At 66.4% G+C, this 23,958-nt stretch carries 21 protein-coding genes; 14 read left to right on the top strand and 7 right to left on the bottom strand.

The window, feature by feature from the left end:
* Positions 1 to 3: 3 nt before the first annotated feature.
* From ACSSV4_RS04175 to ACSSV4_RS04165, 3 genes are read right to left on the bottom strand one after another with little or no spacing between them, the layout of a single operon-like run.
* Positions 4 to 2,178: an RNA degradosome polyphosphate kinase gene (locus tag ACSSV4_RS04175; protein WP_454273671.1), complete on the bottom strand. Its 2,175-nt coding sequence runs from the start codon at positions 2,176 to 2,178 to the stop codon at positions 4 to 6.
* Positions 2,179 to 2,227: 49 nt separating this feature from the next.
* Positions 2,228 to 2,902: a chromosomal replication initiator DnaA gene (locus tag ACSSV4_RS04170; protein WP_454273669.1), complete on the bottom strand. Its 675-nt coding sequence runs from the start codon at positions 2,900 to 2,902 to the stop codon at positions 2,228 to 2,230.
* Positions 2,902 to 3,969, bottom strand: coding sequence for an AI-2E family transporter (locus ACSSV4_RS04165; protein ID WP_454273667.1), 1,068 nt, complete (start codon positions 3,967 to 3,969; stop codon positions 2,902 to 2,904). Before ACSSV4_RS04165 ends, ACSSV4_RS04170 begins: the two co-directional genes overlap by 1 nt.
* Positions 3,970 to 4,138: 169 nt before the next feature.
* Between ACSSV4_RS04165 and proS the strand changes: the two genes are divergently transcribed.
* A complete protein-coding gene (gene proS / locus ACSSV4_RS04160) occupies positions 4,139 to 5,494 on the top strand; it encodes a proline--tRNA ligase (protein ID WP_454273666.1) in 1,356 nt (451 codons plus the stop codon).
* Between the two features lie 11 nt (positions 5,495 to 5,505).
* Here proS and ACSSV4_RS04155 read toward each other — a convergent pair whose 3' ends face one another.
* Positions 5,506 to 6,033, bottom strand: a complete 528-nt coding sequence (locus ACSSV4_RS04155) for a DUF3833 domain-containing protein (protein WP_454273664.1) — start codon at positions 6,031 to 6,033, stop codon at positions 5,506 to 5,508.
* Positions 6,034 to 6,116: 83 nt separating this feature from the next.
* On the bottom strand, positions 6,117 to 6,896 hold the full coding sequence (locus tag ACSSV4_RS04150; protein WP_454273663.1) for an SDR family oxidoreductase: 780 nt from the start codon (positions 6,894 to 6,896) through the stop codon (positions 6,117 to 6,119).
* A 218-nt stretch (positions 6,897 to 7,114) separates the two neighbouring features.
* On the opposite strand from ACSSV4_RS04150, the gene ACSSV4_RS04145 reads away from it, so the two are divergent.
* Positions 7,115 to 8,128 carry a Hint domain-containing protein gene (locus tag ACSSV4_RS04145; RefSeq protein WP_454273662.1) on the top strand — a complete coding sequence of 338 codons (1,014 nt, stop codon included), beginning with the start codon at positions 7,115 to 7,117 and terminating at the stop codon, positions 8,126 to 8,128.
* On the opposite strand, the gene ACSSV4_RS04140 is transcribed toward ACSSV4_RS04145, so the two are convergent.
* Positions 8,125 to 9,345 (bottom strand): cytochrome b/b6 domain-containing protein, encoded by a 1,221-nt coding sequence (locus ACSSV4_RS04140; protein ID WP_454273660.1) that lies wholly within the window; start codon positions 9,343 to 9,345, stop codon positions 8,125 to 8,127. The genes ACSSV4_RS04145 and ACSSV4_RS04140 overlap by 4 nt on opposite strands.
* A gap of 168 nt (positions 9,346 to 9,513) precedes the next feature.
* On the opposite strand from ACSSV4_RS04140, the gene fabD reads away from it, so the two are divergent.
* The 6 genes from fabD (at position 9,514) to mltG (ending at position 15,442) form a co-directional block, all read left to right on the top strand.
* Entirely contained in the window at positions 9,514 to 10,458 is a 945-nt protein-coding gene (gene fabD, locus ACSSV4_RS04135) for an ACP S-malonyltransferase (protein WP_454273658.1), read from the top strand.
* A 33-nt stretch (positions 10,459 to 10,491) separates the two neighbouring features.
* Positions 10,492 to 11,229 carry a 3-oxoacyl-[acyl-carrier-protein] reductase gene (fabG, locus tag ACSSV4_RS04130; protein ID WP_454273656.1) on the top strand — a complete coding sequence of 246 codons (738 nt, stop codon included), beginning with the start codon at positions 10,492 to 10,494 and terminating at the stop codon, positions 11,227 to 11,229.
* A 225-nt stretch (positions 11,230 to 11,454) separates the two neighbouring features.
* On the top strand, positions 11,455 to 11,688 hold the full coding sequence (locus tag ACSSV4_RS04125; protein WP_050663737.1) for an acyl carrier protein: 234 nt from the start codon (positions 11,455 to 11,457) through the stop codon (positions 11,686 to 11,688).
* 448 nt (positions 11,689 to 12,136) lie between these two features.
* Entirely contained in the window at positions 12,137 to 12,880 is a 744-nt protein-coding gene (locus ACSSV4_RS04120) for a 1-(5-phosphoribosyl)-5-[(5-phosphoribosylamino)methylideneamino] imidazole-4-carboxamide isomerase (RefSeq protein WP_454273654.1), read from the top strand.
* Between the two features lie 142 nt (positions 12,881 to 13,022).
* Positions 13,023 to 14,282: a beta-ketoacyl-ACP synthase II gene (gene fabF, locus ACSSV4_RS04115; RefSeq protein ID WP_454273653.1), complete on the top strand. Its 1,260-nt coding sequence runs from the start codon at positions 13,023 to 13,025 to the stop codon at positions 14,280 to 14,282.
* Positions 14,282 to 15,442 carry an endolytic transglycosylase MltG gene (gene mltG / locus ACSSV4_RS04110; RefSeq protein ID WP_454273652.1) on the top strand — a complete coding sequence of 387 codons (1,161 nt, stop codon included), beginning with the start codon at positions 14,282 to 14,284 and terminating at the stop codon, positions 15,440 to 15,442. The genes fabF and mltG overlap by 1 nt, the downstream gene beginning before the upstream one ends.
* A 17-nt stretch (positions 15,443 to 15,459) precedes the next feature.
* Here the strand turns inward: mltG and rnr are convergent, their stop codons facing one another.
* On the bottom strand, positions 15,460 to 17,715 hold the full coding sequence (gene rnr, locus ACSSV4_RS04105; RefSeq protein WP_454273651.1) for a ribonuclease R: 2,256 nt from the start codon (positions 17,713 to 17,715) through the stop codon (positions 15,460 to 15,462).
* A gap of 179 nt (positions 17,716 to 17,894) precedes the next feature.
* Between rnr and ACSSV4_RS04100 the strand changes: the two genes are divergently transcribed.
* The 6 genes from ACSSV4_RS04100 to ACSSV4_RS04075 are packed head-to-tail and all read left to right on the top strand — an operon-like array spanning position 17,895 to position 23,904.
* Positions 17,895 to 18,467: a helix-turn-helix domain-containing protein gene (locus ACSSV4_RS04100; protein ID WP_454273649.1), complete on the top strand. Its 573-nt coding sequence runs from the start codon at positions 17,895 to 17,897 to the stop codon at positions 18,465 to 18,467.
* Between the two features lie 10 nt (positions 18,468 to 18,477).
* The gene (locus ACSSV4_RS04095; RefSeq protein ID WP_454273648.1) at positions 18,478 to 19,098 is read left to right on the top strand and encodes a LysE family translocator; all 621 of its coding nucleotides are present in this window, start codon (positions 18,478 to 18,480) and stop codon (positions 19,096 to 19,098) included.
* Complete coding sequence (locus ACSSV4_RS04090; protein ID WP_454273647.1) at positions 19,098 to 19,469, top strand: GFA family protein; 372 nt, start codon at positions 19,098 to 19,100, stop codon at positions 19,467 to 19,469. The genes ACSSV4_RS04095 and ACSSV4_RS04090 overlap by 1 nt, the downstream gene beginning before the upstream one ends.
* Before the next feature lie 12 nt (positions 19,470 to 19,481).
* Complete coding sequence (locus ACSSV4_RS04085; protein ID WP_454273646.1) at positions 19,482 to 21,944, top strand: GcvT family protein; 2,463 nt, start codon at positions 19,482 to 19,484, stop codon at positions 21,942 to 21,944.
* 2 nt (positions 21,945 to 21,946) lie between these two features.
* Positions 21,947 to 23,011, top strand: coding sequence for an alcohol dehydrogenase catalytic domain-containing protein (locus ACSSV4_RS04080; RefSeq protein ID WP_454273877.1), 1,065 nt, complete (start codon positions 21,947 to 21,949; stop codon positions 23,009 to 23,011).
* On the top strand, positions 23,008 to 23,904 hold the full coding sequence (locus tag ACSSV4_RS04075; RefSeq protein WP_454273644.1) for a homocysteine S-methyltransferase family protein: 897 nt from the start codon (positions 23,008 to 23,010) through the stop codon (positions 23,902 to 23,904). The genes ACSSV4_RS04080 and ACSSV4_RS04075 overlap by 4 nt, the downstream gene beginning before the upstream one ends.
* Positions 23,905 to 23,958 lie beyond the last annotated feature (54 nt).

The raw sequence follows: 23,958 nt of genomic DNA, 5'->3' as shown, positions 1-23,958 counted from the left end.
GGGTCAATCGCCTGTATGGGTGAGTTTCGGCACATCCGACGCGCCCGCCGAGCCCCGGCCCGACAGCGACGGGTTTTCCATGAAGAAGCGGTGACAGTTGAAGGCGAACTCGCCTTCGGGCCTGACATTGCGCGAGAATGTGCCATCCGGGGCCATGACCCAGGTTTGCGCCTCATCGGCCATGTTGGCGGCCATGATCTGGCTGACGATCTGTGCCTTGACGGTCGGGTTTGTGGTCTCGACCAGCGTCTCCACCCGGCGGTTGAGGTTGCGGCCCATCCAGTCGGCCGAGGAGATGAAGACCCGCGCCTTTTTCGACGGCAGCCCGGCACCGTTGCCGAAACAGACGATGCGCGAATGCTCCAGAAACCGACCGACGATGGATTTGACGCGGATGTTCGAGGACAGACCCTTGATGCTGGGGCGCAGTCCGCAGATGCCGCGCACCACCAGGTCGATCCGCACCCCGGCCTCGGAGGCGGCATAGAGCGCGTCGATCACGTCGGGTTCGATCAGCGAATTCATCTTGGCCCAGATCGCCGCCGGCTTGCCGGCGCGGGCATGTTCGGCCTCGCGCGCGATCATCTCCAGCAGTCGCGGCTTGAGCGAGGCGGGCGAGATGGCGAGGTTTTCCAGCCCTTCGGGCTCGGCATAGCCCGACAGGTAGTTGAACACCTTGGTGGCGTCGCGCCCGAGGGCGGCATCGCAGGTGAAAAAGCTCAGATCGGTATAGATGCGCGCGGTGATCGGGTGATAGTTGCCGGTGCCGTAATGGGTATAGGTCACGAGGCTGTCGCCCTCGCGCCGGACCACGGTGGAAATCTTGGCATGCGTCTTCCAGTCGAGAAAGCCGTAGACCACATGCGCGCCCGCGCGCTCCAGCCGCCGCGACTGGCGGATATTCGCGGCCTCGTCGAAGCGCGCCTTGAGCTCCACCAGCGCGGTCACCGATTTGCCGTCCTCGGCAGCCTCGCACAGCGCCTCGACGATGGGCGAGTTGCGCGAGGTGCGGTAGAGCGTCTGCTTGATTGCGAGCACATCCGGGTCGCGCGCCGCTTGTTGCAGGAAGCGCACTACCATGTCGAAGGTCTCGTAGGGGTGATGCAGCAGCATGTCCTTTTGCCGGATCGCGGCGAACATGTCGCCGTCGTGGTCCTGCACGCGCTCGGGGACACGCGGGGTGAAGGACGGCCACAGCAGGTCGGGGCGCGCGTCGAGCACCAGTTCCTTGAGATCGGCCAGCCCGATCATGCCCTCGACCTCGACCACCTCGTCGGGGATGACGTGCAGCTCTTCCATGATCACGTGGCGCAGCGCCTCGGGCGCGCCGGCGGAGATCTTCATCCGCACCACTTCGCCCCGGCGGCGGCGTTTCAGCGCCACCTCGAATTCGCGCACCAGATCTTCGGCCTCGTCCTCGACCTCGAGATCGCTGTCGCGCAGCACCCGGAAGGCGCAATGCTCCTTGTAGCGGTAGCCGGGAAACAGGCTGTGCAGATGCAAGAGCAGCAATTCCTCGAGCGGCAGGACGCGGAACATGCCCTCGGGGGCGGGCAGGCGCACGAAACGGTCGATCTGCTGCGGGATCGGCAGCAGCGCGCGCAGCGGGCGCTTGTCGGATTTGCGCTCCAGTTGCAGGGCGAGGCTGAAGCCGAGATTGGGGATGAACGGGAACGGGTGCGCCGGGTCGATGGCCAGCGGCGAGAGCACCGGAAAGACCTTGTGCAGGAACACCTCGGCCAGCACGTCCTTGTCGGCATCGCTGAGCGAGCGGCGATCGAGAATCGCGATGTTCTCGTCCTCCATTTCGCGGCGCAGCGCCTCGTAGGTGTTCTGCTGCGCCTCGAGCAGGCCGCGCGCGTTGTCGTTGATCAGCACCAGTTGCTCGGCGGGGGTGAGACCATCGGCGGCGGGGGTGGTGTTGCCCGCCTTGGCCAGTTCGCGCAGACCCGCGACGCGCACGTTGTAGAATTCATCCAGGTTGGTCGCGGAGATCGACAGGAAACGCAGCCGTTCCAGCAGCGGCACGCGGGGGTTCTGCGCCTCTTCGAGAACGCGCCAGTTGAAGCCCAGCCAACTGAGTTCGCGGTTGAAGAACCTCCCCGGTCCGATGATGTCGAGATCGGGGAGGTCGACCGGCTCGGGCAGCGGGGATTTGAGAAAATCTGCGTTTGTCATGGCGGCCTTATGGCGTTGGCATGTAACGGTTGGGTGACACAGCGTGGCGTCAATCGCGGCGTTTGTCCAGCACCCGTGCGGCAAGGCTGCGGGTGACGGGCCGGGTTTCGGCCAGCGCGCGCGCGTCAAGCGCCGCGACGATGTCGCGGGCCGCCTCGAAGGAGCGTTCGATGCGGCGGGCAAGATAGGGGATGGTGTCGGGGCTGGGGCTGAGCTGGCGGTCGGCGAAGAGCTTCATCAGCACCGCCGAGAGCAGCGCGTCGTCGGGCGCGCGCAACTCGGTCAGCAGCGTGCCCTGCATGCGGCTGGTCAGATCGGGCAGGCTGAGTCCCCACAGATGCGGCGCGGTGCGCGCGGTGATGAGCAGCGCATGCCCTTCGGCCAAGGTGAGGTTGTGCAGGTGAAAGAGAGCATCCTCGGCGGCGCGGTCGCCCGCGATCTGCCGGGCATCCTCGACCGCGACGGGGCCTTGGGCGAGGGTGGGGATATCGGCGTCGGACAGATCCCGCGCGGCGATGATCCGCGCGCCCGAGAGTGCGGCCCAGACATGGGTGAGATGGGTCTTGCCCGCGCCTGCCGGTCCGGCGAGGATCAGCTTGCGCGACGGCCATCCCTGCCATGCCTCGATCATCGCGACGGCCTCGGCATTGGCCGGGGAGACAAAGAAATCCTCGCGCCCCAGTGCCGGGCGCACGGGCAGGTGAAAGCTCAGTTGTTCGGCCATCACTCGTCGCCTTGTATGTCCAGCCCGCGATAGAGGCGGCTGTCCTTGTATTGGTCCAGCGCGAACCGGGTGATCACCCCGAGTGCCGCCGCCACCGGCACCGCCACCAGCATGCCGACAAAGCCGAACAGCGTGCCGAAGGCCGACAGCGCGAAGATCAGCCAGACCGGGTGCAACCCGACCGAGGAGCCGACCAGCTTGGGGGTGAGCAGGTTGCCCTCGATCACCTGACCGGAGACGAATATACCCGCCACCAGCCCGATGCTGACCCAATCGCCCCAGAACTGGAAGAGTGCGAGGCCGAGCGCCAGCGCGCCGCCGAGGATCGCGCCGACGTAAGGAATGAACGTGACCAGCCCTGCCAGCGCCCCCACCACGAGGCCGAATTGCAGCCCCACCAGCATCAGCGCCACCGCGTAATAGGTGCCGAGGATCAGGCAGACCGTGCCCATGCCGCGAATGAAGCTGGCGAGCGTGTCGTCGATCTGACCGGCGAGGCGGCGGATCACCGGGGCATGGTCGCGCGGCAGCAGGTCGTCGATCTTCGCGATCATGCGGTCCCAGTCATAGAGCAGGTAGACCGCCACCACCGGGGCCACCACCAGCAGCACCACGATATTGAGCAGCGAGGCGGCAGAGCTGAGCGCGGTTTGCAACACCTCGCCGCCCTTGTCGCGCACCGTCTCGCCGAAGGACGTGAGCGTCTGATGCGCGGCCGAGCCGGGATCGAACAGCGAGGGGACATGCGTGCTCAGAAAATCCCGAAGGTCGCGGGCCAGTTGCGGCGCGATCTCGAACAGGGCAATGGCCTGATTGACCAGCGTCGGGATCACCAGCAGCAGCGCCAGCGTGAACAGCAGGATGACCGCCAGCGTGATCACAACGACCGAGGCCATGCGGCTCAGCCCCATCCGCTCCAGCCGGTCGGCGACGGGATCGAGGAAATAGGCCAGCGCCCCGCCGATCACGAAGGGCAGGATCACATTGCCGAGAAACCACAGCGCCAGCACGAATACCGCCGTGGCGAGACCCCAGTATGTCATCTGTTCCTTGACCGGCAATGCCATGCGCGCGCTCCTGCTCCGTTCCGCAGTATGTCACCCGTGCGCGGCGTGGTTTCAAGGGGAAAGGATCCGCGCCGCGCAAGGCGGGCACCCACGCAGTGCCGCCTTGCTCCGCCTTGCGTTCTCGCCTAGAACCGGCGGCAATCCGGACCCAACCCATGAAGGCCCTAACATGCGTCTCAGCCGTTATTTTCTGCCCGTCCTCAAGGAAACGCCCTCGGAGGCGCAGATCGCCAGTCACCGCCTGATGCTGCGGGCGGGGATGATCAAGCAGGCGACTGCCGGGATTTATTCCTGGCTGCCGCTGGGCTTCAAGGTGCTGCGCAAGCTGGAAAACATCGTGCATGAGGAGCAGGTGCGCGCGGGTCATATCCCGATGCTGATGCCGACGCTGCAATCGGCGGATCTGTGGCGCGAGAGCGGGCGCTATGACGATTACGGCGCCGAGATGCTGCGCATCACCGACCGGCACGGGCGCGACATGCTTTATGGCCCCACCAACGAGGAACTGATCACCGACATCTTCCGCGCCCATGTGGGCAGCTACAAGGACCTGCCGCTGACGCTCTACCATATCCAGTGGAAGTTCCGCGACGAGGTGCGGCCGCGCTTCGGGGTGATGCGGGGCCGCGAGTTCTTCATGAAGGACGGCTATAATTTCGACCTCACGAAAGAGGACGCGCTGCACGCCTATAATCGCCACATGGTGAGCTACCTGCGCACCTATGAGCGGATGGGGCTGCAGGCGATCCCGATGCGTGCTGATAGCGGCCCGATCGGCGGCGACGACACGCATGAGTTCCTGGTGCTGGCCGAAACCGGCGAGTCGGAGGTGTTCTACGACAGTGCGATCACCGATCTGAAGCTGGGCGAGCGGGTGGTGGATTACGACAGCCGCGCCGAATGCGAGGCCATCGTCACCGAATGGACGACGCCCTATGCCCGCACCGACGAGACCCATGACGAGGCGAAGTTCAACGCCATCCCCGAGGAGCGCCGCCGGTCGAGCCGGGGCATTGAGGTGGGGCAGATCTTTTACTTCGGCACCAAGTATTCAGAGCCGATGGGCGCCACGGTGCAGGGCCCCGATGGCAAGCCCGTGCCGGTCCATATGGGCAGCCACGGTATCGGGGTTTCGCGTCTTGTCGGTGCGATCATCGAGGCGAGCCATGACGACAAGGGCATCATCTGGCCCGAGGGCGTGACGCCGTTCCATGCCGGGATCGTCAATCTCAAGCAGGGCGACGCCGAGGCCGATGCCGCCTGCGAGGCGCTTTTTGCGTCGCTCACGGCGCTGGGGCTGGAGCCGCTTTACGACGACCGCGACGAGCGGGCAGGCGGCAAGTTCGCCACCATGGATCTGATCGGGCTGCCGTGGCGGATCACGGTGGGGCCGCGCGGCCTCAAGAACGGGGTGGTGGAACTGACCAGCCGTCGGACGGGCGAGAGTGAGGAATTGCCGCCCGAAGCGGCGGTGGAGAAGCTGGCGCAGATCTATGCCGGACACGTGTTGCGCCCGGCGTTCTGAGTGCGGCCACGTTACCGCTGTTTCTCGAACCAGATGATCACCTCGCCGATCTCGACGCCGTATTTGTCCATATAGGCGCGGTTGAGCACGCGGTTCTCGCTCAGTTGCCACATCCAGTCGTCGAAGCTGACCCGCAGGCTGCCATCGGGCACCGGCAGGTCGATGGTGTAGGTCCAGTTGAAGGCGTCGCCGCGCTCTTCGCCGGTGGCGGGGCCGAGCACGCCGTCGGCGCTGCCTGTCCATGTCTCCGGGCCGGTCTTGGTCAGGGTCCAGACGCGGCGTTCGGTGCTGCCATCAGCATAGGCGAAATCCTCGGTCAGGGTCAGCGTCTCGCCATCCCAGTCGCCCGCGATCTGCACCTCGAAGCGCCGCCGCACGGTGCCGAACCGGTCCTGAAACTGGCCGTGGCCCACCACGTGGCCGTCGAAAAACTCTTCCAGCTCGAAATCGCGAGAACTGAGCGGGTCATCCGCGAGGTCGGGGCGTCCGGCACAGGCGGTCAGCACCATCAGTGAGAGGATCAGAACAACAGCGCGCATGAGACAGGCCCCCGGGGGTGATTGGATACCCTCGGAGACCTATCGCGAAATCGCACGACGGCAAGGCACAGGCGCGGGCCATCTCAGAGCGTGGCGTTCACCCCGCCGCCATCGAGCAGGATGTTCTGACCGACGATGAACCCGGCATGCTGGCTGCACAGGAACGCGCAGGCCGCGCCGAATTCCTCGGGCGTGCCGTAGCGGCCTGCGGGAATCGTGGCGCAGCGCTGCGCCTTGGCCTCCTCCATCGAAAGGCCCTGCGCCTCGCTGACGCCCTTGTCGAGTGCCATGGCGCGGTCGGTGGCATGGATGCCCGGGAGCAGGTTGTTGATGTTCACGCCGCTGCCCGCCACCTGCCGCGAGGTGCCCGCGACATAGCCGGTCAGGCCCGCGCGCGCCGAATTCGACAGGCCCAGCACCGCGATCGGCGCTTTCACCGATTGCGAGGTGATGTTGACCACCCGGCCCCAGCCGCGCTCCATCATGCCCGGCACCAGCGCCTTGATCAGCGCGATGGGGGCCAGCATGTTGGCGTCGAGCGCCTTGATGAAATCGTCGCGGTCCCAGTCGGTCCATTTGCCCGGCGGCGGGCCGCCCGCATTGTTGACGAGGATGTCCACAGCGCCCGCCTCGGCCAGCACCGCGGCGCGGCCCCCTTCGGTGGTGATATCGGCGGCCACGGTGACCACTTCGACGCCGAACTCCTCGCGAATCGCCTCGGCCGATGCCTCCAGCGTCTCGGCCCCGCGCGCGTTCATCACCAGATCGACGCCCGCTGCGGCCAGCGCGCGCGCGCAGCCCAGCCCGAGGCCCTTCGACGACGCGCAAACCAGGGCGCGCTTGCCCTTGATGCCCAGATCCATCTCGCTCTCCCATCCTGTCCGTATTGCGTTGCTTTACCGCGACTTAACACTGGCCGGGGCAGGATGGCCAGTCCCTTGCAGGTGCCCCTCGGCATGCAGGACCGGGCACGCGGCCCGCAAATCTTGCGCTGATTGACCATATGCTGCCACAATCCTAAGCTAGGCCTCTTCTATAACCATATCCCCCGATCATCGTATCAGAACAACCGGCCCCCGTGATGACCCAGACCACCGCTCGCCCCGCTCAATCCATCCTGGTCTTTCCGGCCATGGATTTTCGCGTGGTGAACGGGGCCAATCTCGGCGATGCGCTGTCTTTCGCCGGCGAACTCGATCTCGACGATGTCTATGAGCTGACCGCACAGGCCCGGCCGGCGCGGCTGTCGCTGGTCATGCAGGGCAGCGGGCCGTTCACCATCGGCATCGATTCGGAGCTGGGCCGCCCCGGCGCACAGGTCCATCTCGACTGTGCGCTCACGCTGATGTCGGCGACTGGCGGCACGACCGACATGCTGGTCTTTGTCGAGGTGGATGAGGCGGGTCATGTGGCCGATATCTATGCCATGCCGCTGGCCCGGCTGATCCCGCGCACCGGCTATGCGCTGGTCGGGATCGAGCATGCGGGCGCCTTGCGCAAATTCGCGCAGGCCGCCTGCGTCTCCTTCACCCGGGGCACGCATATCACCATGGCCAGGGGCGAGCAGAAGCCGGTCGAAGATCTGCAACCCGGCGACATGGTGCTGACCCGCGACGACGGCCCGTGCCCGGTGCGCTGGGTCGGGCACTCTACCGCCCGCGCGGTGGGCGAGTTCGCGCCGGTGCGCATCAGTGCCGGTGCGCTGCACAACGAGAACGACCTGCTGGTCAGCCCCGATCACCGGCTGTTCATCTATCAGCGCTCGGATGCGTTGGGCGCCGGGCGACACGAGGTTCTGGTGCGTGCGCGGCATCTGGTCAATGGCGACACCGTGCGGATCGAGACCGGCGGTTTCGTCGATTACTATCAGATCCTCTTCGATGCGCATCAGATCATCTATGCCGAGGGCATCGCCGCCGAGACGCTGCTGGTCGATCCGCGCACCCGTGCGGCGCTTCCGGCGGAGCTGGAGGAGACGCTGATCGCGGATGAGGCGGCGCATGGCGGGCGGACGCATCTGCAATTCGAGATCGGCAAGGCCCTGCTCAACCATCCCAATGCCGCCGATATCCTGAAGCGGGCCTCGACGCGCTAACTGCCGCTGTCGCGCCGCGTGGCCGTGAGGTTGACCGTGATATCGACCGAATAGCCCAGGGACCCCTCGTCGCTGACCCCCTGACCGATGTTGAAGTCGCGCCGATCCACGGTGAGCCCGCCCGAGACGGTGGCGGTGTCGCCCTCTATGGCCAGATCGAACGGCATCTCGACCGGCACCGACTGGTCGCGGATGGTGAGCGTGCCGCGCGCGACGTGGCCGGTCTCGGCGGCCATGAGATCGGCGGTGAATGTGGCGGTGGGGTATTCGTCCACGTTGAAGAAATCCGCCCCCATCGCCTGCTGCGTGACCGAGCCGAGGGTGAGCGAGGGGATGCTGACCGTCACCTTGACCGTACCATGCTGGCCGCTTTCGTCGGGGGTTTCGGCATAGGTGATGTTGGCGGTCCAGTCGGCGAAACTGCCGGTCACCTCCGATCCCATCTGGCGGATGGCGATCTGCAACTGGCCATCCTCGACCTGCCAGTCGCTTTCGACCTGCGCGAGGGCCGGGCCGCCGGAGTGTTCGGTGGCGAACCAGCCGAGGGCCGTGGCACCGCCCATCGCCGCGCCCCAGAGCGCGAGGGCGGTGACGAGGGGCAGCAGATGACCGGGCTGGCGCGCCGTGGGTGGGGCCGAGGCGCGCCCAGGCAGCATCCGCCGCAGGGTGGCGTCACGGTCGATCAGGTGATGCTTGAGCGCGCCTGCCACATGCGCGGCGATCGCCCCCGTCAGCACCCATTGCAGGATGAAATGCGCCGTACCAGCCGCCTGTGACAGGGGTTCGGATTTGGGCACGAAGGGCAGGGTCTGCCCGAACGGCCACCAGATCGGCGCAAAGCCCGAGGTGGCGGCGTGATGCACCCAGCCCGAGAATGGCACCAGAACGAGCGAGCCGTAGAGCAGCCAGTGCACGGTTTCGGCCAGCCACGCCTCGGCGGGTTTGTCGCCGTTCAGCAGGCCCGGCTTGGTCTGGCCGAGGGCCCAGAGGATACGCGCGAGGGCGACGAAGAAGATCGTCACACCAAGCGTCTTGTGAATCGAGAACAAGAGCGAGGCGCGGGCGATCAGCGCCTCGTCTGCCCCGCCCTCGACCGCGTGGGCGGCATTTGAGGCGATCCAGCCGAGCGCGATGTTGGACAGGATCAGCAGGGCGGTGAGCCAGTGAAATGTCTTGGTCACGCGGCCATAGGTGTCGGCGGAATTGGTCAGGGGCATCGCACTCGTCCTGTTGCGGGTTTCGCGTCAACCTAGACGATGCGTCGCCAGAGACAATCGCCGCGCGCGCACACGGCCCGTGCATCGGTGCGGGAACGGGCTTTGACGTTGCCTTGCGCGGCATGGCGATGTATCGGGGGGCACTTTTTCAAAGGGAGGCAGGGGCAGATGAGCCGAGCATTCGTATTCCCCGGACAGGGCGCGCAGGTGATTGGCATGGGGGCCGATCTGGCGCAGGCCTATCCGGCTGCGCGGGCGGTTTTCGACGAGGTGGACGAGGCCTTGGGCGAAAATCTCTCGGCGCTGATCTGGGAGGGGGAGCAGGATCAGTTGACCCTGACCGCCAATGCGCAGCCCGCTTTGATGGCGACGTCGCTGGCGGCAATGCGCGCGTTGGAGGCAGAGGGCGTGCAGATCGGGCAGGCGGCGTTCGTGGCCGGGCACTCCCTGGGCGAATATTCCGCATTGGCGGCGGCGGGCGCGCTTAGCGTGGCCGATACCGCGCGGCTGTTGCGGATCCGGGGCCGCGCCATGCAAGAGGCGGTGCCGGTGGGCGTGGGCGCGATGGCGGCGCTTTTGGGCCTCGATTTCGACACCGCGCGCGCCGTGGCCCAAGAGGCCGCGCAGGGCGAGGTCTGTCAGGCGGCGAATGACAACGATCCGGGGCAGGTGGTGGTCTCGGGCCACAAGTCGGCGGTGGAACGCGCGGTCGAACTGGCCAAGGACAAGGGGGCCAAGCGCGCCGTCCTGTTGCCGGTGAGCGCACCGTTTCACTGCGCGCTGATGCAGCCTGCCGCCGAGGCGATGACGGCGGCGCTGTCGCAGGTGGAGATCACCGCCCCCGCCGTGCCGCTGGTGGCGAATGTCCGCGCATCCGCCGTGACCGAGCCTGCTCAGATCCGCCAATTGCTGATAGAGCAGGTCACGGGATCGGTGCGCTGGCGCGAGTCGGTGCTCTACATGAGCGGTGAAGGCGTGCGCGAGATCTGGGAGATCGGCGCGGGCAAGGCGCTGTCGGGGATGATCCGCAGGGTCGACCGCGAGATCGCCTGCCGGGCGGTCGGCACGGCAGGCGATGTGGCGGCGGCGGCGGCGTCGCTGGCGGATGGCTGAGCCAAGACGGACGAGAGACAAAAGGAATTGAGCATGTTCGATCTGACGGGAAAATGCGCGCTGGTCACCGGCGCGTCGGGGGGCATCGGGGCGGCAATTGCGCGCGCGCTGCATGGCGCGGGGGCGAGCGTGGGCCTGTCGGGCACGCGGGTGGAGCCGCTGGAGGCGCTGGCCGCCGAACTCGGCGAGCGCGCCCATGTCCTGCCCTGCAACCTGGGCGACAAGGATGCGGTCGAGGCGCTGCCCAAGCAGGCGATTGCGGCGATGGGCCGTCTCGATATCCTTGTGAACAACGCGGGCATCACCCGCGATCAGCTGTTCATGCGGATGTCGGATGACGACTGGCAGGATGTTCTCAACGTCAACCTGACCTCGGCGATGCGGCTGTGCCGCGCCTCGGTGCGCCCGATGATGAAGGCCCGCTGGGGGCGAATCGTCAATATCGGCTCGGTCGTGGGCACCACCGGCAATCCCGGTCAGGTGAATTACGCCACCGCCAAGGCCGGTCTGGTGGGAATGACCAAATCCATCGCGCATGAGGTGGCGAGCCGGGGCATCACCGCCAACATGGTCGCCCCCGGCTTCATCGCCACACCGATGACCGACAAGCTGACCGACGAACAGAAAGCGGCGATCAACGGGCAGATACCGACAGGTCGCATGGGTGCGCCCGAGGAGATCGCGGCTGCCGTGCTCTACCTTGCCAGCCCCGAGGCGGGGTATGTCACCGGGGCCACGCTGCATGTCAATGGCGGCATGGCGATGGTCTGACATGCCGAAAATCGTGTTCAATCGGAGAGAGTGAAAGCATTTGCCATTGGCGGTGCATATGCTATAGGCCACGCAGATTTGCCGGAGGGATATGCGGTTTCTCCCGGTGGCCTGTGCTTTCAGGCAGTCGAGAGCCGCCCGCAGGGGCACAATCCAAGCCGCTTCCCGCGCCGGGCGGGGGCAGAGAACGGGCAAACCGCCCAAGACAAGATGAGGAAGCAAGACATGAGCGATATCGCAGACCGCGTGAAAAAGATCGTTGTGGAACACCTGGGCGTGGAAGAGGACAAGGTCGTGGACAAGGCCTCGTTCATCGACGATCTGGGCGCGGACAGCCTTGACACGGTCGAACTGGTCATGGCCTTCGAAGAGGAATTCGGCATCGAGATTCCGGACGACGCGGCCGACACGATCCAGACCGTGGGCGACGCGGTGAAGTTCATTTCCGAAGCGTCCTGAGATTTTGCCAATGCATCGAATGGGCCCTGCCGGTTGGCGGGGCCTTTTTCGTTTGAGGGTGCGGAGGGAGGAACGGGCGATGTGATTGGCCTTTAGCTGCCGTTGGCCCCATCATGCCACGATTCGAACAGACAGGGGCGGTCGGGCGCTGCGCGGCGGTGCCTGCGGCACCTTGATTCCGCGCATTGGCACCAAGCTTGAATGGCAGCTTCTGGCCAGTTTCGGCCCTACTGTCGCATCCCACCATGGGCAGGACGTGTCCACCGCGCTGGTTTGATCCGGAGCGGCGCGGCATGACTGCCCTCACATTTCCCGTGCAACCGCCACCTGCGCGGCGCGAACAGGGGCCATCATGCCGATTTGAGAACAGCGCGCCGTTGCAAGTGCGTGCAGTAAGACGCTGGTCCGGCATGCCCGCCGGGGGCTTTACCTGACAAGGGGCTTGGTGATGATCGTCTATCCGACTCTGGAAATTCTCAATGGCAAATGCGTCAGCCTGACGCGCGGACGGCTTGACGAGCCGGTGATCTGGCATGTCGATCCGGTCGAGACCGCGCGCGGCTTTGCGCGGGCGGGGGCCGAATGGATGCATCTCACCGACATGAACGGACTGCGCAGCGAGACCGGCGACGAGGCGCTGATCGAGGATATCATCCGCGCCGTGGGCATCCCTGTGCAGCTTGGCGGCGGCTTCCGTTCGCGCGAGTCGGTGAGCCGCTGGATCGACAAGGGGGCGGGCCGCATCGTGCTGGGTACGATGGCGATCCAGAACCCCGAGGGCGTCAAGGAACTGGCCAAGTATCACCCCGATCAGATCGTCGTCGCGGTGGACGTGTTCCAGGGCCAGCTGATGTGCGACGGTTGGCGCACGGCGAGCGCCTTCGGGGCCGATGATTTCATCCGCGCGTTCGATGGCGTGCCGCTGGCGGGCATCATCATCACCGATATCGACGCCGATATCGAGGACAGCGACGGCAGCCTCGGGGTGATTTCGGGACTTGCGGCGCAGACCCGGCAGCAGGTCATGGCGCGCGGCACGGTGCGCAGCGTCGATGACGTGGCACGGCTGCGCTACATCCCCAATATCGCGGGCGCGCTGATCGGGCGGGCGCTGTTGTCCAAGGATGTCGACCTGGCCGAGGCGCTGGACGTGGCCCGGCCGACGCCGGAACCCACCGCCGAGTTCCAGTAGGCGACCCGCGTAGATCGGTCGACGATACCGGACCATGTATGAAAAACCGGCGCGCGCCCGCGCGCCGGATGGCACGCTCTTGCCCATCGGGGCCAAGCCGGGGTAAGAGCAGCCGGAGAATGAGCAAGGAAAGGGCAGCATCATGCGGCGTGTCGTTGTCACGGGGCTGGGTCTCGTGACCCCATTGGCCGATGGGGTCGAGGAAAGCTGGAGCCGCCTGCTGGACGGGCAATCCGCGGCCGGAACCATCACCCGGTTCGACCCCACGAATGTGGTCACGAAATATGCCTGCGAAGTGCCCTATGGCGACGGCAGCGACGGCACCTTCGATCCTGACCGCTACATGGAGCCGAAGGAACGCCGCAAGGTGGATCACTTCATCCTCTTCGGCATGGCCGCAGCACAGCAGGCGGTCGAGGATTCCGGCTGGCAGCCGCAGGATGCCGAGAGCCTAGAGCGCACCGGCGTGATGATGGGCGCGGGTATCGGCGGGCTGCGCTCGATCGAGGAGACCACGCTGATCATTCGCGACAAGGGGGTGCGGCGGGTGTCGCCGTTCTTCATCCCCGGCGCGCTGATCAACCTGATCGCCGGACAGGTCAGCATCCGCTACGGCTTCAGGGGGCCGAACCACTCGGTTGTCACCGCCTGCGCCTCGGGCGCGCATGCGATTGGCGATGCCGCGCGGCTGATCATGTTCGGAGATGCCGATGTGATGCTGGCCGGTGGAGCCGAGGCGTCGATCTGCGAGATTGGAATCGCCGGGTTCAATGCCTGCAAGGCGCTCTCGACCAAGCGTGCGGACGACCCGAAGACGGCCTCGCGCCCCTATGATGTGGATCGCGACGGTTTCGTCATGGGCGAAGGTGCGGGCGTGGTCGTGCTCGAGGAATACGAGCATGCCAAGGCGCGCGGCGCCAAGATCTATGCCGAGATCCTGGGCTATGGTCTTTCGGGCGACGCCTATCATGTCACCGCCCCATCAGAGGATGGCGACGGCGGTCTGCGCGCGATGCGCGCGGCGCTGAAAAACGCCGGCCTGGAACCTGCGGCAGTGGATTACGTCAACGCGCACGGCACCTCGACCATGGCCGACACGATCGAGTTGAAGGCGGTCGAGACGCTGCTCGGCGAGGCCGCGAGCCGCGCGACGATGAGTTCCACCAAATCCTCGATCGGGCATCTTCTGGGCGCGGCGGGGGCCGTTGAGGCGATCTTCTGCATCCTTGCAATGCGCGATCAGGTGGCGCCGCCGACGATCAACCTCGACAATCCGGCGGTCGAGACGGCGCTTGACCTCGCGCCCAATGCCAAGCGCGCGCGCAAGATTGACGTGGCGCTGTCGAACAGCTTCGGCTTTGGTGGCACAAATGCCGCGCTGGTGCTCGGGAAACCGCGCTGATGTGGCGGCATATCGCGTCGAATTTCCTGACGCTTCTGGTGGTATTGGTGTTCCTGCTGGGCGGGGTGATCCTCTGGGGCCAAAGCCAATACACCGCCGAGGGTCCGCATGGCGAGCCGGTCTGCCTGCGGGTGGAGCCGGGCAGCAACATGCGCATCGTGTCGCGCAAGCTTGAAGGCGAGGGGACGGTCACCAGCGGGGCGATCTTTCGCATCGGCGCGGATTACGCCGAAAAATCGGGGGATCTGAAGGCCGGAAGCTGGCTCATTCCAGAGCGCGCGAGCATGTCCGAGATCACCGATATCATCACCCGCGGCGGCGCCAGCAGCTGCGGCACGGAGGTTGCGTATCGCATTGGCGTGAATGCCGCCGAAGTGGTGGTGCGCGAACTCGATACCGCCACGGGCCGCTACGAGGAGCGCGCCGCCTTCGACCCCTTGGCCGAGGAGGTCAGCGTGCCCGCGATCTTCGAGACGGTGCGCGGACAGGCCGACACGCGCTATCGCGTGGCCTTTGCCGAGGGCATCACAAGCTGGCAGGTGGTCGAGGGGCTGAAAGCCGTCGATGTGCTGGAGGGCGAGATCGCAGAGGTGCCACCCGAAGGCACCCTCGCCCCCGATAGCTACGAGGTGCGGGCGGGCGACAGCCGCGAGAGCGTGATCAATCGCATGGCCGAGGCGCAGGAGGTGATTCTGCAGGCGGCCTGGGAGGGACGCGCCGAGGGGCTGCCGCTGGACAGCGCCGAGGAGGCGCTGGTCCTCGCCTCGATCATCGAGAAGGAAACCGGCGTCGCGGAGGAACGGCGTCAGGTGGCGAGCGTTTTCGTCAACCGGCTGGAGCGCGGTATGCGCCTGCAGACCGACCCGACGGTGATCTACGGCATTACCGAGGGGCAGGGCGTGCTCGGGCGTGGCTTGCGGCAGAGCGAATTGCGCCGTGCGACGCCGTGGAACACCTATGTGATCGAAGGACTGCCGCCCACCCCGATCGCCAATCCGGGCCGCGCCAGCATCGAGGCGGCGGTCAACCCGGCCAGCACGGATTACGTGTTCTTCGTGGCAGATGGCACCGGCGGGCATGCCTTTGCCGAAACGCTGGCCCAGCATAACCGGAACGTCGCGCGCTGGCGCGAGATCGAGGCCGGGCGGGCAACGGAGTAAGTGCCGGTTCCGGCCATCTAGCCGCGCTTGCGCGCGACCTTGCGCTTGGCCTTGGCGGCCTTGTGTTTGGCCGCCGCCTGCTTGCGGCGGGGCGGCTTGCCGCGTCCGCCACGCCCGCCCTTGGGCATCTGCTCGCCTTCGATGCTCACCAGATCAAGCGCGATACCGCCCGAGACCGGGGCCGCCTCGGCCAGCCGCACGGTGACGCGCTGTCCCAACCCGATGGTCAGCCCGGTATCCGAGCCCATCAGCGTGCCTGCTTCGCGGTCGAAATGGAAGAATTCCCGCCCGAGGCTGCGCACCGGGATGAGGCCATCGGCCCCGGTCTCATCGAGCCGCACGAAGACGCCGAACTTGGCCACGCCGCTGATCCGCCCGGTGAAATCCTCGCCCAGCCGTTCCGACAGGAAGGCTGCGAGATAGCGGTCATTGGTGTCGCGCTCGGCCATCATCGAGCGGCGTTCGGTCTCGGAGATATGCTGCGCAGTGTTCTCGAGTTGCTCGATTTCCGCCGGGCTCAGCCCGTCCTTGCCCCAGCCATGCGCGGTGATCAGCGCGCGATGCACGATCAGATCGGCATAGCGCCGGATCGGCGAGGTGAAATGCGCATAGGCCTGCAAGGCAAGGCCGAAATGCCCGAAATTCTGCGGCGCGTAATAGGCCTGTGTCATGGCGCGCAGGGTGGACATGTTGATGACCTCGGAATGGTCGGTGTCCTGGGCTGCGTGCAACAGCGCATTGAGATGCGCGGTGCGCAAAACCTGCCCCTTGGCCAGCACCAGCCCCGCCGCCTCGGCCACCTCGCGCAGGCTGTCGAGTTTTTCGGGGGCGGGTTCCTCATGCACGCGGAAGAGCAGCGGCGATTTGCGCGCGACCAGCGTCTCGGCGGCGGCCACATTGGCCAGCACCATGCATTCCTCGATCAGTTTGTGGGCATCCAGCCGGTCGGCGAAATTGACCGACAGCACGCGGCCCTCGTCGCTCAGCACCACCTTGCGCTCGGGCAGGTCGAGATCGAGCGGCTGCCGCTTGCGGCGCGCCTGTTGCAGCGCATCATGCGCGGCATAGAGCGGGCGGATCACCTCGTCCATCAGGGGGCCGCATGTGTCATCCGGCGCGCCATCCATCGCGGTCTGGATCTGCTGATAGCTGAGCGAGGCGGCAGAGCGCATCAGGCCGCGCACGAACCGGTGTCCGACCTTCTCACCATGGGCGTCGATCTGCATCCGCACCGCAAGGCAAGCGCGCGGCACACCTTCGTGCAGGGAGCACAGATCGCCTGACAGCCGGTCCGGCAGCATCGGCACCACGCGATCAGGGAAGTAACTGGAATTGCCGCGTTTTCTGGCCTCGGCATCGAGCGCCGAGCCGGGGCGCACGTAATGCGCCACATCGGCAATCGCGACCCAGATGACATGCCCGCCTTCGTTCTTGGGGTCGTCATCGGCATGCGCCCAGACGGCATCGTCATGGTCGCGCGCGTCCGACGGGTCGATGGTGATGAGTGGCATGTCGCGCAGGTCGTCGCGGCCCTTGAGACCGGCGGGTTTCATCGCGTCGGCCTCGGCGATCACATTGTCAGGAAACTCGTCCGGGATGCCGTGCTGATGGATGGCGATGAGCGACACCGCCTTGGGCGCCGACGGGTCGCCCAACCGCTCCAGCACCCGGGCACGGGGCAGGCCGAGGCGGGTCTTGGGGCCGGCCTGTTCGGCCTCTACCAGCTCGCCATCCTGCGCGCCGCCGGTGGCGTCGCGCGGCACCTGCCATTCCTTGCCGTCGCCCTTGTCGATGGGCACGATCCTGCCGCCCTCTTCGCTCTTGCGAAAAACTCCCAATACTTTCCGGGGGTTGGCACCTATGCGGCGGATCAGACGGGCCTCGTAATGATGCGCCTCGGCCTTGACTTCCTGCAGGCGCGCGAGGATGCGGTCGCCCACGCCCAAGGCCGGATCAGAGGCGCGGGGGATCAGCAGAACCACCGGCTCCACCCCCTCGCCCTGCCATTCGAGCGGCTTGGCCAGCAGCTCGCCATCCGGGGTCAACGCATTGATTTGCAACACGGATACCGGCGGCAGGCGGTCGGGGTCGCGGTAGGTCTTCTTGCGCTTTTCGAGATGGCCCTCGTCCTCCAGCTCCTTCAGCAGGCGCTTGAGGTCGATCCGCGCAGCCCCCTTTATACCAAAGGCCTTGGCGATATCGCGTTTCGCGGTGAGGGTCGGGTTATCCGAAATCCATTGCAGGATCTCGGCCTTGGAGGGCATCTGGCTCATGGCTCGGACGTAGCACGATGCAGGCGGCGCGTCATCCGCGAAAACGGGGGCTGTATTGCGTCGGTATCGCGTCGGTATTGCGTCAGTCCGACGGACGGCGCGTGAAATAGGGATTGATTTCTTTATGGAATCGCCGCAGCGTGAAAATTACTGACGAATTTTCACGAGACTCACCGCCCATGCATCAATCCGACATCAAACGCATGCAAAGCCTCGGGGCCGATCTGCGCGCCCTGCGCAAGGCGCGCGGGCTGACGCTGGCGGGGCTGGCGGGGCGGCTGGGGCGCTCGGTCGGCTGGCTGTCACAGGTCGAGCGCGACCTGTCGGAGCCGTCGATCAGCGATCTGCGGCAGGTAGCCGAGGTACTGGGCGTGCCGATGTCGCTGCTCTTTGGCCATGCGAGCGCGCCCGCCGAGGAACAGGGCTATGTGGTGCGCGCAGGCGCGCGGCGACCGATGGGGTCGGGCGAAGAGGGGCTGATCGAGGAATTGCTCTCGCCCGATCTGACCGACGATTTCGAGGTGATCCATTCGACCTTCCGCCCCCGGTCCAAGATGCAGCGCCCGGCGCAGCGCCCGACGCAGGAGGTGGGGTACATCCTGTCGGGCAGGCTCGACCTGAGGATCGCGGAGCGGCGCTTCACCGTCGGCGCGGGCGACAGTTTCCGGTTTCGCGGTGAGCCCTATTGCTGGGCCAACCCCTATGACACACCTTGCGTTGCGATCTGGGTGATCGCCCCGCCGGTCTATTGAGGGGGCGGGGATGAGCTATCAGGCATGGACCGTGTTCGCGCTCTTCTGGGTGGTGTTCGTCACCACGCCGGGCCCCAATCACGTCAACTGCATCACAAATGGCATGACCGTCGGCTTTCGTCGCGGCCTGTGGGGGGTGGCAGCGATTCTTGTGCAGGCCACGCTCTTCCTGACGCTCTCGGCGGCGGGGATCACCGCGCTGATCGCCGCCTCGCCGGTGGCCTTCAAGGCGGCGAAGCTGCTGGGGGCGGGGGTGTTGATCTGGCTGGGCGTGCGCGGATGGATACGGGCGCGGCGGCCTATCGAGACCGCCACGCAAAGCGGCGGATCTGTCTTTTGGCGGGCCTTCATGGTGGCCACGATCAACCCAAAGAGCGTGGCGGGCTATCTCGCGGCGTTCAGCCAATTCGTGCAACCGGATGTGCCGATCTGGGAGCAGATGTGGGTGATCTTTCCCACCGCCCTGACGATCACGGCGCTCAGCTATACCGGCTTTACCGCGCTGGGCGCGGGGCTGGGGCGGGCAGCACTCGGGGCGGTGGTCAATGTCTGGCTGCGACGCGCGATGGGTGCCGCTTTCGTGATCTATGGCGTGGCATTGGGCAGCGCCGCAACACCGGGGAGGGTGTGATGCTGACAGGATCGTGTCTGTGCGGGGATGTGACATTCAGCGTGAATGCGGCACCGCAAGGGCCGAGCGTGTGCCATTGCGGGCAATGCCGCAAACAGTCCGGCCATCTCTGGGCGTCGGCCTATGTGGCGCGGTCGGATTTGAGTATTTCGGGAACGGTGAAATGGTATGCGGCAAGTGAGACTGCGACGCGCGGCTTTTGTCCGCGCTGCGGGTCGTTCCTGTTCTGGGCGGCGCATGCAGAGGACACGATGAGCTTTGCGCTCGGCGCGTTGGAGGACCCAACGGGCCTGCGGCTGGAAAAGCACATCTTCGTCACCGACAAGGGCGATTATTACGACATCGCGGACGGCGTGCCGCAGGACGTTTGAGGGAGGTGACGGATGGCTGAGATACCGACAACCGCGCGGGTCGTGATCATTGGCGGGGGTGCTGTGGGGGCGTCGTGCCTCTATCATCTGGCACGCGCCGGGTGGACGGATTGCGTGCTGCTGGAGAAGAACGAGCTGACAGCGGGCAGCACCTGGCATGCGGCGGGCAATGTGCCGACGTTTTCGACAAGCTGGTCGGTGATGAACATGCAGCGCTATTCGACCGAGCTATATGCGCGGCTGGGGGCGGAGGTGGACTATCCGATGAACTATCACCAGACCGGCTCGATCCGTCTGGCGCATAGCCGCGAGCGGATGCAGGAATTCGAGCGCGCAAAGGGGATGGGCCGCTATCAGGGCATGGATCTGGATATCCTCGGCGTCGACGAGATCAAGGCGCGCTATCCCTTCATCGAGACGCATGACTTGCACGGCGCGCTTTACGATCCGAACGACGGCGATATCGACCCCGCGCAGTTGACGCAGGCGCTGGCCAAGGGGGCGCGCGAGATGGGGGCGCGCGTGATCCGCTTTTGCCCCGCGACTGGCGTGCGGCGTGAGAACGGCGAATGGATTGTCGAGACCGAAAAGGGCGAGATCCGCTGCGAGATCGTGGTGAACGCGGCGGGGTATTACGCGCAGCGGGTGGGGGAATGGTTCAAGCCCTATGGCGGGCGCACCGTGCCGATGATGGTGATGAGCCATCAATATCTTTTGTCCGAGGAAATCCCCGAGATCGAGGCCTGGTCGAAGGAGCAGGGCCGCAAGCTGCCGCTGTTGCGCGATGTCGATGTGTCCTATTACCTGCGGCAGGAGAAGCATGGCTTCAACCTTGGCCCTTACGAGCCGCGCTGCCGGGCGCATTGGGTGGACCCGTCCGATCCGATGCCGGACGATTTCAGCTTTCAGCTCTGGCAGGAGGATATCGACCGGATCGAGGAGATCGTGACCGATGCGATGGCGCGGGTGCCGCTCTTGGGCACGGCGGGGATCAGCAAGATCATCAATGGCCCGATCCCCTATGCGCCGGACGGGATGCCGCTTCTTGGGCCGATGCCGGGCGTGCCGAATGCGTTCGAAGCCTGTGTCTTTACCTTCGGGATCGCGCAGGGCGGTGGCGCGGGCAAGGTGCTGGCGGAATGGATCACCGAGGGCGCGACCGAATGGGACATGTGGTCCTGCGATCCGCGCCGCTACACCGATTACACCGATCCCGAGTATTGCGTGGCGAAGGGGATGGAGGTTTACGGCCACGAATACGCCATGCATTTCCCCTGGCACCGCTGGCCCGCGGCCCCCGACCGCAAGCTTTCGCCCGTGCATGACCGCGTGACGGCGCTGGGCGGGCAGATGGGGGCCTATAACGGCTGGGAGCGGGCGAACTGGTTCGCGCATCCGGGCGATGACACAAGCGAGGCGGCGACGCAGACCTGGGACCGCGCGGGGCCGTGGGAGCCGCGTATCCGCGAGGAATGCGAGGCGGTGCGCGATGCCTGCGGTATCCTCGATCTGCCCGGGTTCTCGCGGTTCAACATCGAGGGGGCAGGGGCCGCCGAGTGGCTTGCCGCGCAGATCACCGGCGTGGTGCCGCGCGTGGGGCGTATCGGGCTGGTCTACTTCGCCGATGAGCGGGGCCGTATCCTGACCGAGATGTCGGTGGTGCGGCACCGCGACGACCTGATGACGCTGATCACTGCATCCGCTGCCGAATGGCACGATTACGAGTTGCTGGCGCGGCGTCTTGAGGGGGTTGAGGGCATCACCCTCAGCAACCGAACAAGGGAGTATATGACGCAGATTCTCGCGGGGCCTGCCTCGCGTGCGCTTCTGTCGGAGGTTTGCAACGCCGATCTGAGCCAGCCCTGGCTTACCCATCAGGCGACCGAGATCGCCGGGCGCTGGGCGCGGCTGGTGCGGGTGTCTTTTGCCGGGGAACTGGGCTGGGAGATCCATACCAAGACGCCCGATACCGTCGCCGTTTTCGATGCGGTCTGGCAGGCGGGGCAGGCGCATGGGCTGCGGCCCTTCGGCATGTGGGCGCTGAATTCCCTGCGCATCGAGAAGGGATACCGCGCCTGGAAGGGGGATCTGTCCACGGATTACTCGCTGCTCGAGGGTGGGCTGGAGCGGTTCGTCAAATTCGACAAGCCGCAGGAGTTTCCGGGCAAGGCGGCACTTCTGGCCGAGAAACAGCGCGGTGTGACCAAGCGCTTTGTCACCCTCATCGTCGAGGCGGGGGCGGCGGACGCGCCCTACATGTCGACGCTCTGGCACGGCGGCGAAATCGTGGGCGAGACCACATCGGGCGCCTGGGGCTACCGCGTCGGGGTGTCGGTGGCGCTCGGGATGCTGCGCGCGGATCTCGCGGTGCCGGGCACGGAGTTGGAGGTGGAAATCTATGGCGAGCGGTGCCGCGCCACGGTGCAGCCCGATGCGCCGCTCTGGGATCCCGAGAACGAAAGGCTGCGCGCGTGACCCTGCCCGCCACCATGCGCGGCGTCTATCTGACCCGTCACGGCGGGCCCGAGGCGCTGGTCTGGCGCGAGGATTTGCCCGTCCCGCGCCCCGGTGCGGGCGAGGTGCTGGTGCGGGTGCGGGCGGCGGGGGTCAACAACACCGATATCAACACGCGCGAGGGCTGGTATGCGGCGGAGGTGACGGGGGCGACGGGCGACACCGGTGAGGGCGTCGAGGCCGGGGGCTGGTCGGGGGCGCTGCGGTTTCCGCTGATACAGGGCGGCGATCTTTGCGGCGAGGTGGTGGCGCGGGGCGCGGGCGTTACCACCCTCGCGCTCGGCGCGCGCGTCACCTGCCCGATCAACATCCCCCGCCCGACCGAGGACAACCCGGTGGGATTCGTCGCGCTCGGCTCGGAGATCGACGGGGCCTTTGCCGAATACTGCCTGATGCGCGCCGATGACCTTTACGATGTGACCGACGCGCCGCTGTCGGATATCGAGATCGCCGCCATCCCCTGCGGTTTCGGCACCGCGATGGGGCTTTTGGACCGGGCGGGCGTCGCGGCGGGGCAGGAGGTGCTCATTACCGGGGCCTCGGGCAATGTCGGCCTCGCGGCGGTGCAACTGGCCTCAGGCATGGGCGCGCGGGTGACGGGCATCGCGGCGCCGTCGAAGGCCGCGACGGTGCGTGAGGAGGGCGCGACGGAGGTCATCGCCCGCGACGCCCCGCTGCCCCAAGACCACTATCATGCGGTGATCGACCTCGTGGGCGGGCCGGGCGTGGCCGCGCTCATCGACGCGCTGCGCCCCGGCGGGCATTACGCCGTGGCGGGGGCCATCGCCGGGCCGATGATCGCGGCGGATCTGCGCCGCATCTACCTGCGCGACATTACGATCCACGGCTGCACGTATCAGCCGCCGCGCGTCTTTGCCCGGCTCATGGACATGGTCCGCGCCGGAGAGGTACGGCCAAGGATCAGCGTCACCTACCCCTTGCGCGACATCGCCCGCGCGCAGGCGGATTTCCAGACCAAGGCCCACACCGGCAAGCTCATACTCTTGCCACCGGAGACAGACACATGACAGAGATCACCCTTCTCGACGGCTCCATCGGACAGGAACTCGTGAAACGCTCCGGCGACCGGGCGACGCCGCTCTGGTCGACGCAGGTGATGATCGACCACCCGGAGATCGTGCGACAGGTGCATGACGCCTATTTCGCTGCCGGGGCGACGGTGGCCACCACCAACACCTATGCGGTGCTGCGCGACCGGCTGGTGCGGGTGGGTCTGGAGGATCAGGTGGGGCACCTCGCTGATGTGGCCGTCAGCGCCGCCATCGCCGCCCGTGACGCGCATGGCGCGGGGCGCGTGGCGGGCGCGGTGGGGCCGTTGGTGCAATCCTACCGCCCCGATCTCTGCCCCCCGGCGGAGGAGGCCGCGATGATCTATGCAGAGCCGGTGGCGGCCATCGCAGGCCGCGTCGACCTGCTGCTGTTCGAGACCATGTCTTCGGTCGATCAGGCGCGCGGCGCGTGTCTGGCGGCGCAGGCGGCGGGCCTGCCGCTCTGGCTGGCGGTCTCGGTGATGGACGAGGACGGCACGCGGCTGCGCTCGGGTGAGCCGCTCTCGGCGCTCGCGCCGCTTCTGGCCGAAATGCCGCCCGCCGCGATCCTGCTCAACTGCTCGCCGCCCGAGGCGATCACCCAAGGGCTGCCGCATGTCGCGGCGTTCGGCCTGCCCTTTGGCGCCTATGCCAACGGCTTCACCCGGATCAGCGAGGGGTTTCTGGGCGCGGCCCCCACCGTCGATGCGCTCGAACAGCGCAGCGATCTTACGCCCGCGCGCTATGCTGAGGCCGCCATGGGCTGGATTGACGCAGGGGCGACCGTCGTCGGTGGCTGCTGCGAGGTGGGGCCCGATCACATCGCGGAACTGGCGCGGCGCATCCGCGCGGCGGGGCATGAGATTGTCTGACGCGGCGTTTCTTCTTGGTAAAAATACTCAATGCGCAACGCTTACAAGAGGCGA

This window comes from Roseovarius sp. MBR-154, assembly GCF_053628595.1.
Note: the sequence above shows the minus strand (reverse complement) of the source record. Positions and strands in the feature narration are given on the sequence as shown.